The 13,584-nt window shown below is 70.6% G+C and carries 10 protein-coding genes; 7 read left to right on the top strand and 3 right to left on the bottom strand.

Annotated features, from left to right (window positions below):
* Positions 1-8: 8 nt before the first annotated feature.
* From HS104_29185 to fdhD, 3 genes are read left to right on the top strand one after another with little or no spacing between them, the layout of a single operon-like run.
* Positions 9-833: a 2,3,4,5-tetrahydropyridine-2,6-dicarboxylate N-succinyltransferase gene (locus HS104_29185; protein MBE7484029.1), complete on the top strand. Its 825-nt coding sequence runs from the start codon at positions 9-11 to the stop codon at positions 831-833.
* Entirely contained in the window at positions 833-1,894 is a 1,062-nt protein-coding gene (locus HS104_29190) for a succinyl-diaminopimelate desuccinylase (GenBank protein ID MBE7484030.1), read from the top strand. The genes HS104_29185 and HS104_29190 overlap by 1 nt, the downstream gene beginning before the upstream one ends.
* A complete protein-coding gene (gene fdhD / locus HS104_29195) occupies positions 1,891-2,718 on the top strand; it encodes a formate dehydrogenase accessory sulfurtransferase FdhD (GenBank protein MBE7484031.1) in 828 nt (275 codons plus the stop codon). Before HS104_29190 ends, fdhD begins: the two co-directional genes overlap by 4 nt.
* A gap of 359 nt (positions 2,719-3,077) precedes the next feature.
* Here fdhD and HS104_29200 read toward each other — a convergent pair whose 3' ends face one another.
* Positions 3,078-5,963, bottom strand: coding sequence for a hypothetical protein (locus HS104_29200; GenBank protein ID MBE7484032.1), 2,886 nt, complete (start codon positions 5,961-5,963; stop codon positions 3,078-3,080).
* A gap of 168 nt (positions 5,964-6,131) precedes the next feature.
* Between HS104_29200 and HS104_29205 the strand changes: the two genes are divergently transcribed.
* Positions 6,132-6,977: a hypothetical protein gene (locus HS104_29205; protein MBE7484033.1), complete on the top strand. Its 846-nt coding sequence runs from the start codon at positions 6,132-6,134 to the stop codon at positions 6,975-6,977.
* Positions 6,978-7,072: 95 nt separating this feature from the next.
* Positions 7,073-7,651 (top strand): DUF4202 domain-containing protein, encoded by a 579-nt coding sequence (locus HS104_29210; GenBank protein ID MBE7484034.1) that lies wholly within the window; start codon positions 7,073-7,075, stop codon positions 7,649-7,651.
* A 22-nt stretch (positions 7,652-7,673) separates the two neighbouring features.
* Here HS104_29210 and HS104_29215 read toward each other — a convergent pair whose 3' ends face one another.
* Both HS104_29215 and HS104_29220 read right to left on the bottom strand, forming a co-directional pair.
* On the bottom strand, positions 7,674-8,240 hold the full coding sequence (locus HS104_29215) for a hypothetical protein (protein MBE7484035.1): 567 nt from the start codon (positions 8,238-8,240) through the stop codon (positions 7,674-7,676).
* On the bottom strand, positions 8,237-10,468 hold the full coding sequence (locus HS104_29220; protein ID MBE7484036.1) for a nitrite/sulfite reductase: 2,232 nt from the start codon (positions 10,466-10,468) through the stop codon (positions 8,237-8,239). Before HS104_29220 ends, HS104_29215 begins: the two co-directional genes overlap by 4 nt.
* 167 nt (positions 10,469-10,635) lie before the next feature.
* Here HS104_29220 and HS104_29225 point away from each other — a divergent pair, with 167 nt between their 5' ends.
* Together HS104_29225 and HS104_29230 are read left to right on the top strand one after the other, a co-directional pair.
* Complete coding sequence (locus HS104_29225) at positions 10,636-12,357, top strand: proline--tRNA ligase (protein ID MBE7484037.1); 1,722 nt, start codon at positions 10,636-10,638, stop codon at positions 12,355-12,357.
* Positions 12,358-12,359: 2 nt separating this feature from the next.
* Positions 12,360-13,559, top strand: coding sequence for an aminotransferase class I/II-fold pyridoxal phosphate-dependent enzyme (locus HS104_29230; GenBank protein ID MBE7484038.1), 1,200 nt, complete (start codon positions 12,360-12,362; stop codon positions 13,557-13,559).
* The last annotated feature ends 25 nt before the right edge of the window (positions 13,560-13,584 follow it).

Raw genomic sequence — 13,584 nt, forward strand, 5'->3', positions numbered from 1 at the left:
CGGGACCCGTGGAAGCGTCCGACGTCCGCCCGCTGATCGAAGCCGCCTTCGCCGACCGTGCGCTGCTCGCGGAGCCCCGGCACCGCGCCGCCGTCCACGCGGCCATCGAGCTGCTCGACGCCGGCAAGATCCGCGTGGCGACGCAGCTGGCACCGGGGAAGTGGGAGACGCACGCCTGGGTGAAGCAGGCGGTGCTGCTCTACTTCGGTGTCGCGGAGATGCGGCGCTCGACGGCGGGACCCATCGAGTTCTTCGACAGGATCCCGCTCAAGCACGGGCTCGAAGCGGCGGGGGTGCGCGTGGTGCCTCCCGGCACGGTGCGCTACGGCGCCTTCGTCGAGTCCGGCGCCATCGTGATGCCCGGCTACGTGAACATCGGCGCCTGGGTCGGCAGCGGCACCATGGTGGACACCTGGGCCACCGTCGGCTCCTGCGCGCAGATCGGCAAGAACTGCCACCTGTCCGGCGGAGTGGGCATCGGCGGCGTGCTCGAGCCGCCCGGGGCGCAGCCTGTCATCGTCGAAGACGGCTGCTTCATCGGCTCGCGGGCCATCATCGTCGAGGGTGTCCTGGTCGAGAGCGAAGCCGTGATCGGCGCAGCGGTCACGCTCACCGCCTCGACCCCCATCGTGGACGTGACCGGCAGCGAACCGGTGGAGGTCCGCGGGCGGGTCCCGGCCCGCAGCGTGGTCATTCCGGGAATGCGGCCCAAGAGCTTCCCCGCCGGGGAGTACATGGTGCCCTGCGCCTTGATCATCGGTCAGCGAAAACAGAGCACCGACCAGAAGACCAGCTTGAACGCCGCGCTCAGAGAGTTCAACGTTCCGGTCTGATGCAGCTCGCGAGAACGCTGCTCTGGCTCTGCGAGACGCCCTCGCCGATAGGCGAGGAGCGCCTGCTCTGCGACCGCGTGCTGGAGCGGCTGTCCAAGCTCGCCCTCGCCGCGCCCATCCGTCGCTTCGGCGATTCCATCGTCGTGCCGCTGACGCGCGGGACCGGCGGCCCCAACGTGGCGCTCCTCGGTCACCTGGACGTGGTGCGCACCGAGCATGAGCACCCGCCGCGCATCGAAGGCGATCGCCTCTACGGGCCCGGCGCGGCCGACATGAAGAGCGGCCTCACGCTGATGCTCGACCTGGCGGAGCGAGCCGAGCGGCCCAAGGTGGATCTCACCTTGGTGTTCTACGCGCGCGAAGAAGGTCCCTACGCCGAGAACGAGCTCGGCGTGGTGCTCGACGAAGATCCGGAGCTCCGTCACGTCGAGTTCGCGGTCGCGCTCGAGCCCAGCGACAACAAGCTGCAGCTCGGCTGCAGCGGCTCGGTGCACGCGAAGGCGCACTTCCGTGGGCGCACTGCTCACTCCGCGCGGCCGTGGCAGGGAGAGAACGCGATCCACAAAGCCGCGAACCTGCTCGCGCGCCTCGGCGCCCTCGAGCCGGAGCGCGTTTCGATCGACGGCCTGGAATGGGCGCACGTGACCAGCGCCACCCTCGCCAGCGGCGGACGCGGCCGCAACGTCATCCCGGATCACTTCGAGCTGAACCTGAACCGGCGCTTCGGGCCGGATCGCGGGCTCGACCGCGTGAAGGAGGAGATCCTTGCGTTGGTCGGCGGCGACGCGGACGTCGAGTTCATCGACCTCTCCCCCGCCGCCCCCCCGAATCGCCACCACCCGCTGGTCGAAGCGCTGGCCGAGAGCGGCGTCGTCGCGGTGGAGCCCAAGCAGGCCTGGACGGACGTCGCCCGCTTCGCCCAGCTCGGCATCCCGGCGGTCAACTTCGGGCCTGGAACCCAAGCGCAGGCTCACCAGAAGAACGAGTGGACGGCGATCTCCGGCCTCGCCTTGGGGCAACGCATCCTCGGGCACTGGCTCGCGCGCATCGAGGCGCGATGAGCGACAAGTCCGTGGCGCAAGGCTCCGCCGTCCGGCACCACGCCGACGGGGGCTCGGAGACGCTCGAGGAGTCCATCGTCGTCGAAGAGCCGCTGGAGCTCCGCATCTCGGGCGACACCTTCGCCATCACCATGCGGACGCCGGGCCACGACCGCGAGCTCGCAGCCGGGCTCCTGCTGTCGGAGGGACTGATCGCCTCCGCGGCGGATCTGGGCGGCATCGCGCACTGCGGCCGCCCCGGTGACGAGGGCTACGGCAACACCCTGGACGTCACGGCAGCGCCGGGGACGGTGCTCGACGGCGAGCGAGTGGCGCTCGCGCGCCGCGGCACGCTCATGAGCGCGAGCTGCGGCGTGTGCGGCCGCCGCAGCATCGACGACCTGATGGCGCGGGTCGGTCCCATCGAAGACGCCTCACGCTTCGAACGCGCGGTGCTCGCCGAGCTCACGGCGCGGCTCCGGGCGGAGCAGCCGGTTTTCGCAAAGACCGGCGGCCTGCACGCCGCCGGCGTCGCCGACGCGCGCGGCAACTGGCTCGTGGTGCGCGAGGACGTGGGGCGGCACAACGCGGTGGACAAGGTCGTCGGTCGCCTCTTGCTCGACGGCGCGCTGCCGGCCCGCGGGCAGCTCCTGGTCGTCTCGGGTCGCACCAGCTTCGAGATCGTGCAAAAAGCAGTGGTCGCTGGCTTCCCGGCGGTCGTCGCGGTCTCGGCGCCGACCAGCATGGCCGTGGCCACGGCAGAGCGGGCCGGGCTCACGCTCCTGGGGTTCTCGCGCCAGGGCGCGTTCAACGTGTACTCGGGGTCCGAACGGATCGCGGGCTAGCTCAGCGACAGCACACCACGCGCAGACCGGACGCCACCACCTTGCCGCTCTTCAGGCTGGTGGCGCCGTCCGGCCCGCAGCCCGCGTTGCCTGCGCTGGGGGGCACGCCCCACCGCTGCCGGCCGGCTCTTCGGCTTCTTCCAGTCTCAGGCAAGCGACCGCGATGCTCGACGGCAAGGCGACCAGCGTGCCTGCCGCCGACGACTTCTTCGCCCAGCGTCAGACGGCGACGGCCGCGGCGCGCCTGCTCGGCCTGGTCAGGACCGTCACCGCCACCCGAGGTTCGAGCGTGTACCCTCGCCCCATGAGCGATCCGGCGCCATCTGGGCGTCAGCCGGGAGGAGGAACGAGTCGCGTGGCTACGGGGCCAGCACGAAGACGCCCGACCCGACCCAGCCGCCGGAGTTCGAGCGAATGGTGTAGACGGCGCCACCGCTCGCATTGAGCGTTACCGCGTCAACGGCGTAGCCGCCCGAGCTGGAGCCAAGGTGGCTCTTGGTGAACACGTGGCTGGCCGCGGCGTCGAGCTTCACGGCAAAGACGGACGCCCCGTTGTTCGAGAGCGTGGGACCCCCGAAGCTCGGTCCGTTGAAACTGAACTCGCCCACCAACGTGATGGCGCCCGTCGTGGGATCGACGGCGAGATCCTCGACCCTCGAGTTGCCGTCATCGCCGAACACCTTGTGCCACTCGAGGGCACCGCTCGCGTCGTTGAAGCGCAGGAGCACGATGTCCTCCTGCCCCTTCGAGATGTCGGCGATGCCCGTGTCGAAGTCCACCTGATCGCGGAAGCCGGCCGCGACCAGTGGTTTTCCGCCCGGCGTGAAGCCCGCCGCGCGCCCGCGGTCGTCGAGCAGGCCACCGATCTGACGTACCCAGATCGGCGAGAACGCGGCGTCCATGCGCGCCACGCAGATGTCCTCGGCGCCGAGGCCGGTGGTGATCTTGCCACTGCCGAAGTCCACGCTCCCGGCGCAGCCCCCTACCAGCAGCCAGCCCCCCGTCGTCCGCGCGAGGTCCATCCCGACGTCGTCGCCGGCCCCGCCGAAGCGCTTCGAGGAGACGACGGCGCCGCTGGCGACGGAGAACACCGCCAGGTACATGTCCGATCCCTGCACGGTCATGGGCCCCGCGCCGAAGTCCGTCGTGCCGGCCGAGAGTGAGCCGGCGATCACGAAGTTCCCGGCGCCGTCGAGCGCCATCGCGCGGACGCTGCTCACGTTGACGCCCGCGCACTTCGACCAGACGTGCTGGCCGCTCCCCGCCGCATAGCGCGCGAGCAGCAGGGCGTTCGCGCCGCAGGTCGTGAGGCCGCCCCCGAGGTCCACGTTGTTCGCGGCCGCGCTGACGCCCGCGACGATCACGTCGCCGCCCGGCTCCGTGACGGCCTGGTGCACGGCCTGCGCTCCGTTCCCGGTCAGCTTGCGGGCCCAGACGTAGCCCAGCGCCGCGGTGTACTTCGCGACGTAGCCGTCGGTCCCCACGGGCTGCAGCGGGCCGCCTCCGAAGTCGGTGGAGTACATGAACGCGCCGGCCGTGACGACGTTGCCGCTGGCATCGACGGTCGCAACGGCGGGGCTGGCCGGATTCGCCGACGGCGAGAGCAGCGTCTTCGAGGACACGGTCCCGCCCGGCGCCGTCCCGCCGAAGGTCGCCGTCACAGTCACCGCTGCGCTCACCGTCACCGAGCAGGTGCCCGTGCCCGAGCAGCCGCCGCCGGACCAGCCGGAGAAGGTCGAGCCACTGGCGGCGGTCCCGGTCAGAACCACGGTGGTCCCGTCCGCGACGTCCGCGCTGCACGTCGCGCCGCAGTCGATGCCGCCGACGTCGCTCTTCACGCTACCGGCTCCGCTCCCCGCTGGCGTCACCGTCAGCTTGAAGGTGGTCTTGCACACGTTGCCGGAGCAGGCGCCGGCCGAGCAGTCGCTGGCCTGCGCGCAACTCTTGCCCGCCGCGCACTTGGGGCAATCGGGTCCGCCGCAGTCCACGTCAGTCTCGGCGCCGTTCTTCGCGGTGTCGGTGCAGGTCGCCGCGGCGCAGGTGTTGCTCGCGCACACGCCGCTCGCGCAGTCGGTCGCCTGCGTGCAAGCCGCGCCGGAGCCGCAGGGCTTGCAGGTGCCGCCGCAGTCCACGCCGGTCTCGTTGCCGTTCTTCAGGCTGTCCGTGCAGCTCGGCTGGGTACACGAGAACGACACGCAGGCGCCGCTCGTGCAATCGCCGCCGACGACGCAGCTCTTGGTGGCGTCGCAGGGCGGGCAGCCGCCTCCGCCGCAGTCCACGTCGGACTCCTTGCCGTTCTTCTGGCCGTCCGCGCAGCCGGCCTCCACGCAGAGCCCCGCCTTGCACACGCCCGTGCCGCAGTCCGACGGGTTGACGCACGTCTGTTGCGGGGGACAGGCCGGGCAGGCTGCGCCGCCGCAGTCCACGCCGCTCTCGCTGCCGTTGCGCACCCCGTCGCTGCAGGTCGGCTCCTGGCACGTGGTGGCGGTGCAGACCTGGCTCGCGCAGTCGCCGGCCTTCCCGCAGTCGGAGCCCGAAGGACAGGGGTAGCAGCTGCCCCCGCAATCCACGGCGCTCTCGTCGCCGTCCTTCACGCCCGTCTTGCAGTGCTCGGGGAGCTGGGTCGGTCCGCCGCCGCATTTGCCGAAGGCGTCGTCGGCCTTGGCCTTGACGCAGCCACCGGCGGCGCAGTCCTTGTCAGCCTTGCACTCGTAGCCGCAGCTGCCGTTCGGGCGGCACACCTGCTCGCCGGGACAATCCGAGTGGTAGCTGCACGGCAGGCCCGTGCCGCCGTCGAGCGCGAGCTTGCGCGGGAGCTGACCCTTCACGAGCTCGTCGGGATCGGCGCAGGTGCCGGTGATGCAGAGCTGGCCTTCGACGCAGTCCACATCGCCCTTGCAGGCGTCGCGACACTCGCCGTCGATGCCGCAGATCTGCGTCCCCGGGCAGTCGCTGTTGTAGGTGCAGTTCACCTCCTCGGGCAGCTGGCAGACGTGCTCGGGCTTGTCACCGAGCACGCAGCGCAGTCCCGGATCGCAGTCCTCGCTGGTCTGACACTGGATGTGGCAGAGCCGGAACGCGCAGATGAGCGGGTCCGGTTTCTGCGAGCAATCGCTGTTGATGACGCAGCCCTCGGCGAGCTTCGCCCGGCGCAGGGCCTCCGCCTCGTCGTCCGACCCGCAGGCGCCGGCCAGGAGCGCGCCGAGCGCACCGGCCCCCACCAATCCACTGAACGCTCGCCCCATCCGCTCCTCCCGATCGGTAGTTCTACTAGTCGGCCCAGCCCGCTCCAATGCTTTGTGTCAAGATGCGGCGCTTGGGCGGGTGTAAGCGAGCCTCGGGGCGCCGCGTTCTTCCGGCGTCGGTAGCGAAAGCGGGAGAAAGTCATGCGAAAAGCAAGCATTCTGGGCGTTCTGGCGGCGGGTCTGGTAGCGGCGGGTTGCGCGGGTGGGGGCTCGAAGGCGGCCTACGACGCCCGGTCCCCCGAGGCCGCATCAGCCCCGGGCGGCGGCTACGGCGCCCCAGCGGCCGAGTCCGCACCGGCGAGCCCCAGCATGGGCGGCGAGGCGGAGGCCAAGTCGGCCGACGTCGCCAAGTCGGAGCGCCCGGGCCTGGGCACCGAGTGGGGTGAGAACCGCGAGAGCCGCGTCTCGACCTCGGCCTTCTTCCGCGAGCGCCCGGAGCAGCCCTTCGACGTGGTCAAGATGTTCTACAACGACTCGGACGGCGTCCGCGCCATGGCGCGCCGCGCCGGCGTGAGCGACTTCCGCGACAGCTCCGGTCGCTCGACCCGCGGCGCGCTGACGGTGCGGCTGCTCGACGGCAGCGGCCGCCCCCTCGAGGGCTTCACCTCCGCCGGCAACACCTACGTCGTCGGCGACCACGGCCAGCGCTACATCATCCAGATCAAGAACAACACCGGCGTGCGCTTCGAGGCGGTGACCACGGTGGACGGCCTCGACGTGATCAACGGCCGCGCCGGCTCGTTCTCGAACCGCGGCTACATCATCAACGGCTTCTCCACCGTCGAGATCGACGGCTGGCGCCGGAGCACGGACACCGTCGCTGCGTTCCGCTTCGGCCGCGTGAGCGAGTCGTACGCCGGCAAGAAGGGCGAAGACCGCAACGTCGGCGTGATCGGCGTGGCCTTCTTCGAGGAGCGCGGGGCGAGCTTCCCCTGGGACAACCAGGAGGTGGACAAGCGCCACGGCGCCGACCCCTTCCCGGGCCAGTTCGCCAAGCCGCCCCCCGGCAACTGATTTCCGAAACCCCGACCTCCCCAACCCCGGCACGGCGGGTCCCGAAAGGGACCCGCCCTTTTTTCGTGCGCCCTTTCTTGGTGTAATGCGGAGCCATGACGGACCAGCGTCTGGAGCGCGCCCTGGCTCGCTTCGATGAGCTGAACGCGGCCGATCCGACGCTCTTGGAAGGTAGACCCCGCGAGCTCCTGAGCGCGGAGCGCTTGTCCGCCTGGGTCTACCGCGTCGAGCCAGACCCGAGCGAAGCCCTCCGGCTGGCGTCGCGCTGCCAGCACCTGATGCGCTGGAAGGTGAAGCGCGGCGAGTTCCCCGAGGGTCGCGCCGGCTACCACGCTTGGCGCCGGCACATGGCGGAGTTCCACGCCGACCTGGCCGCAGAGGTCTTGCGCGAGGTGGGCTACGACGAGACCAGCATCGGCGACGTCCGGCGCATCGTGCTGAAGCAGGGCATGCAGAGCCGCGCCGACGTGCAGCACATGGAAGACGCGCTCTGCCTGAGCTTCCTGGAGCACGAGCTGGCCGACTTCGCTGGCGGGCAACCCGAAGACAAGCTGCTCGAGATCCTGCGCCAGACCTGGCGCAAGATGAGCCCGCGCGGGCAGGCGCTGGCGCGGGAGCTGTTGCCCGGCCTGCCCGACGACGTCCGGGCCCTGGTCGCCCGCGCGCTGGGTTGATCAAGACGTGGGGCGACGGGATTCACGCGCGGGCAGGCAAGCGCGCGCTGAGCGCCGCCACGGGCTCGTTGTCGGCCCGGCGGAGCCGGATCTCCAGGGGCCCGCCCGGCTCGCCGGCGTGCTCGAGCTCGACCGGCCCGAGCCACTCGCGGGCGAACCGCCCGACCTCCTCCGACAAGAGCGCGAAGGTCTCGGAGGTGTTGGGCGCGTTCAGCCGATCCAGGACCCGCAGCGTGAGCTCGTCGGTGCGAAAGCGGAGCTCGGGCAGCGCCGCCGAGAGCAGAGCTGCCGCGACGAGCAGACGCTCCGCCACGTCCGGGAGTCGCTCGGCGTCGCTTGCCGCGTCGCGCTTGCGCACGGCGGCGAGGCGGGTGCCCTCGTGGGTCACGTCGATCACGTAATCGCTGGACTGGCCGACCAACATCACGACCGGGCCCTCTTTCACGTGGCCGTAGCGCGCCACGTCCACCAGCACTTCGTCGATCGCGCGATCGCGGATCCAGGCATGGAAGACCGGAACCACGCGCTCCGGATCCGGCAAGGTGCCGGCCTCGATGGGCAGCGACAGCTCGACTCGGCGCGCCTTCATGCGCTCACCAGCCTCGCGTGACAGGCGTGCGCGGCGTCCACGAAGAGCTGCGCCTCCTCGATGAGCTGGTGCGCAGACTCCGAGCTGGCGCCGTTCGAGCGCTCCGCGTGCGCCTTGAACAGGTAGTGCGCGAACTTCCCCCCGGCGAACGGATCGAAGAACAGCTTGGTCTCGTAGTAGTGCGCGCGAAACTCGCTCACGACCTCGTCGGGGGCTTCGGAGACGTTGGCGTTCTTTTCGCGGCAGAGCGCCCGGGCGGCCTGCAACATGGCGCTGAACGCGCGCGCTGCCGCGCCCTTGGGATCGCCCTGATCGAGCAGGAGCTGTGCCTCGAACACCTCGCGCTCGCTCGCCGCCAGGCCCATCTCCAGGTAGCTGACCACCGCGCCGGCGCACTCGCCCTCGCCGATGTCACCGATGGTGTAGACACGCGGATCGCCCCAGTCCGAGTAGTAGGAAGGATCGACCTCGTAGGGCGGGACCTGGCTGTGGGCGTCGACGAGCGCCCGGATCTCTTTCTTGCCCACGCGCTCGACCCAGGCGCGGAAGCTGTCTCCTTCCTGCCGCTCCGCGACGTAGCGCGCGGTCAGCGCGTCGACCAGCTTCGGCACGTTCTTCGACGGCACGGCGCCGATCGCCAGCCCGAACGCGCCAGCGTTGTCGGTCCACTGCCCGCCCACCACCAGCTGGAAGTGCGGTACGCGCCGGCCGGCCACGACGCGGCTCACGCCCAAGAACCCGATGTCCGCGACGTGGTGCTGGCCGCAGGAGTTGAAGCAGCCGCTGCACTTCAGGTGCAGCTCCCGCGCCGCCGGCTCTTGCACGACCTGCAAGCGCTTCCTGAGCTCGTCCGCAAGGCCGCGTGACGACGAGATCCCCAGTTTGCAGGTGTCCGTGCCGGGGCAGGAGGTGACGTCCTCGATGGTGCCCGCGCCCGCGGCTGCGAGGCCGGTCGCTTCGAGCGCGGCGAAGACCGCCGGCAGGTCGGCGTCGCTCACCCAGCGCAGGAGCAGGTTCTGGTCCACGGTGGTCCGCAGCGTGTCGCCCGTGAACTTCCGCGCGACCGCGGCGACGGCCCGCGCCTGCCGGCTGGTCAGGTCGCCGAGCGGCAACGTCACCACCGCCGTGGAGTAGCCCGCTTGCTTTTGCGGGCGGACGTTCTCGCGCCGCCAGCGTTGAAACGCCGCGCCCGCGGCGCCCGCGGCGTCCGCCGCGAGCGCGCCCGCGGGGCGGAGCGGCGCCTCGTCGGCGACGTGCAGGTCGGAGAGAAACGCCGTCCAGCGCGGGTCGGGGCGCAGCGCTTCGCGCTCGGCCTGCACCAGGCGCCGGAAATCCTCGATTCCCAGCCGCTTGACCAGGAACTTCAGCCGCGCGCGCTGCCGGTTCTCGCGCTCTCCGAGGCGGGCGAACACCCGGCAAATGGCCTGAGACATCGGCAAGAGCTCGGCCTCGGGGGTGAAGTCCTCGAGCAGCTGCGCAGCCTGCGGCACCGCCCCCAGGCCACCGCCGACGAAGAGCCGAAAGCCGCGCTCGGCGCCGCGCAGCGTGGCGATGGCGCCGATGTCGTGGAAGCTGGTCAGGCCACAGGCGCTCCCCGTGCAGCCGGAGAAGGCGATCTTGAATTTGCGTCCGAAGTCCTGGGTGTCGTCGTGACCGAGCAGGAAGAACGTCAGCGCGTGCGCGTGGGGTGTGGTGTCGAAAGCTTCGCCGCCGCAGACGCCGGCGTTCGGGCACTGCGTCACGTTGCGCACCGAGTTGCCGCAGGCCTCCCGAGTGGTGATGCCCGCGGCCGCCAGCCGGCGCATCAGATCCGGCGTGTCCTCGATGTGGACGAAGTGCAGCTGAACGTCCTGGCGCGTCGTCACGTGCAGGATGGCGTCCGAGTACTCCTCGGCGAGCTCCGCCATCACCTCGAGCTGCTCGGCGCCGAGCTTCCCGTAGGGGAGCTTGATCCGCATCATGCCCGGCGCGTCCCAGGCCGTGCCCGGGCCCTTGGTCGGGCGCTCGGGGAACGCGATGGCCTGGGTCTTCTCGCCGTCGCTGCGCTGCCCGTTGTCGTAGCGCTGGCCGTAGGCGCCGCGGCGCAGGCGCGTCTCGGCGAACAGCTTCTCCTCGATCTTGCCGCGCTGCCTGAGCTCGAGCTGCGTCTCGAACACGTCGATCTCGCGCGCCCAGTCCTCGCGAATGCGCCCCGCGAGGCGCTCTCTCCAGCTGCTCTCTCCTGCCATGGCTGCCGACCCGACATCCATTATCCCCAATTCCCGGTGCGGCAAGTCGGGAATCATACACGATGCGCAGATCAGCTCGGAACATGCTGCAAATGTGATCGTTTAACCCGACTTTTTTGGTCAAGAACGGGGGATCTCGCGGGGTTCGTGGTAGGAGCCGGAGCGCCATGCGGTACCGCCGACTCTTGCTTCCGACCCTCAAAGAGGCCCCCTCCGACGCCACCAGCGCGAGCCACATCCTGCTCCTGCGCGCGGGCTACATCCGCCGCGTCGGCGCCGGGGTGTACAGCTACCTGCCGCTCGGCGTGAAGGTGCTGAAGAAGGTCGAGAGCATCGTCCGCGAGGAGATGAACCGCGCCGGCGCCCAGGAGGTGCTCCTGCCCGCGCTCCTGCCGTCCGAGTACTTCCGCGAGACGGGTCGCTGGGAGCTCTACGGCGAGGTCCTGTTCCGTATCAAGGACCGGAAGGGTACCGATTACCACCTGGGCCCCACCCACGAGGAGATCATCACCGACCTCGCGCGGCACGAGATCAAGAGCTACCGGGACATGCCGAAGAATCTCTACCAGATTCAGACCAAGTACCGGGACGAGCCGCGGCCGCGCGGCGGGCTCTTGCGCTGCCGCGAGTTCAGCATGAAGGACGCCTACTCGTTCGACGTGGACGAGACGCGCGCGAGGGAAAGCTACGAGTCGATGCGGGTGGCCTACACGCGCATCTTCGACCGCATGGGCCTCACCTACCGCATGGTCAACGCGGACTCCGGCGCCATCGGCGGCTCCGGCAGCGCGGAGTTCCAGGTGCTGGTGCAGAGCGGAGAGGACTTCCTCGGGGCGTGCACCAAGTGCCAATACGCGGCGAACCTGGAGGTCGCGAGCTCACCAGCGCCGGCGCGGGCCGGCGACCCGGAGAAGATCCCGGCGCCGGAGAAGGTCCACACGCCCAGCCAGCGCAGCATCGAAGAGGTGAGCGCCTTCCTCGGCGCTTCGCCCGACAGGTTCCTGAAGAGCCTGCTCTACGTCGCCGACAAGGCCGTGATCATGGCCGTGGTGCGCGGCGACCACGAGGTCAACGAGATCAAGCTGGCCCGCGCTCTGGGCGTGGGCGAGGTGTTCCTGGCCAGCGCCGAGGACGTGCAGAAGGCCACCGGCGCCGCGGTGGGCTTCGCGGGCCCGGTGGGGTTCGCGGGCACCCTGGTGGTGGACGAGAGCGCGGCGAGCGTCGTGGACGGCATCACGGGCGCCAACCTGACGGACCACCACCTGAAGCACGTGCAACCCGGACGTGACTTCACCGGGCAGGTCGCCGACATCCGCAGCGTGAAGGAGGGCGATCCGTGTCCCGAGTGCGGGTCACCGCTCGGCGTCTACCGAGGCATCGAGGCGGGGCACATCTTCCTGCTCGGCACGCACTACTCCGGCAAGATGGGCGCCACCTACCTGGACGACAAGGGCGAGCAGAAGACCATCGTGATGGGCTGCTACGGCATCGGCGTGTCCCGCCTGGTCGCCACCAGCGTGGAGCAGCACCACGACGACAACGGCATCCGCTGGCCGATGGCGCTCGCGCCGTTCCAGGTCCACGTCGTGCAGGTCGGCGTGGAGCCGGAGGTCGAGGCGGCCGTGGGCGAGCTCGAGCGCGCGCTCGAGCAGCGGGGCATCGACGTGCTGGTGGACGACCGCGACGAGCGACCCGGCGTGAAATTCAAGGACGCCGATCTGGTAGGAGTCCCGCTCCGCGTGACGGTGGGCGCCAAGGCGCTGAAGAGCGGCGGCGTCGAACTGAAGCCGCGCAGCGAGCCCGACCCGAAGAAGGTCGAAATCCTGCCCCTCGGCACGGCGGCGGACACCATCGCCGAGCGCGTGCGCCAGCTGCTCTCGAGCTCTTGACCATGGCGGACGAGGCCCGGCGCGGAGCGAACAGCACGGAGGCGGTGCACGCGGGCACCGATCCGCACCGCCCGCACCACACCCTGACGCCGAGCGTCGCGCAGACCGCGACCTACACCTTCGACGACACCGCCGACCTCGAGCGCTACATGCGCGGTGAAGATCGAGACGCGGAGCGCGAGGAGTACGGCCGCTACGGCAACCCCACGGTGCGCGAGGTCGAACGGCGGGTGGCCGCGCTCGAAGGGACGGACGACGCCGTCGCCTTCGCCACGGGAATGGCGGCGGTCACGACCGCGATCCTGGCGTTGACCCGCGCCGGAGACCACGTAGTGTTGTTCCGCGACTGCTACCGGCGCACCCGGCAGTTCGTGACGCAGACCCTGGCGCGCTTCGGCGTGCAGCACACGCTGGTGGGCCCGGGCTCGCTGGACGAAATGGAAGCGGCGATCGTCCCGGAGACTCGCCTCTGCGTGGGCGAGTCGCCCACGAACCCGTACCTCTACTGCACGGACCTCACGGCGCTGTCCCGCATCGCCAAGAGCAAGGGCCGCGTCCGCACGCTCGTGGACTCCACCTTCGCCACGCCGGTGAACATGAGGCCGCGGGAGCACGGCGTGGATCTGATCGCCCACAGCGCGACCAAGTACCTGTCGGGGCACAACGACGTGCTCGGCGGCTTCGTGGCCGGCCCCACGCACCTGATCTCGCTCTTGCGCGAGCTGCGCAGCGTGCTCGGAGCCAACCTGGATCCGCACGCGGCGTTCTTGATCGGCCGCGGCCTGAAGACGCTGGCGGTGCGCGTTCAAAAGCAGAATGCGACGGCGCTCCGCGTGGCCGAGATGCTCGAAGCCCACCCGGCGGTCGAGCGCGTCTACTACCCCATGCTGCCGAGCCACCCGTCCTTCGCCGTGGCGGGCGCCCAGATGCGGGGCGGCGGCGGGGTCGTCAGCTTCGTGGTTCGGGGCGGTCGCGGGGCGGCCGGCCGCATGATCGACGCCTGCCAGCTCGCCACCATCGCGCCGTCGCTGGGCGGCGTGGAGACGCTGATCGAGCAACCCGCGCTGATGAGCTACTTCGAGCTCTCGGACGCCGAGCTCGAGACCGTGGGCATCGATCCCGCGCTGATCCGCCTCTCCGTCGGCATCGAGGAAGAGGGCGACGTGCTCGCCGACATCGAGAGCGCCCTCCGCGCCGTCTGAGGGGCTTCGGTCGTGACGTTCCAGA

The sequence above is a fragment of the Polyangiaceae bacterium genome (assembly GCA_015075635.1).
In the GTDB taxonomy this organism is placed as follows: domain Bacteria; phylum Myxococcota_A; class Polyangia; order Polyangiales; family Polyangiaceae; genus JADJKB01.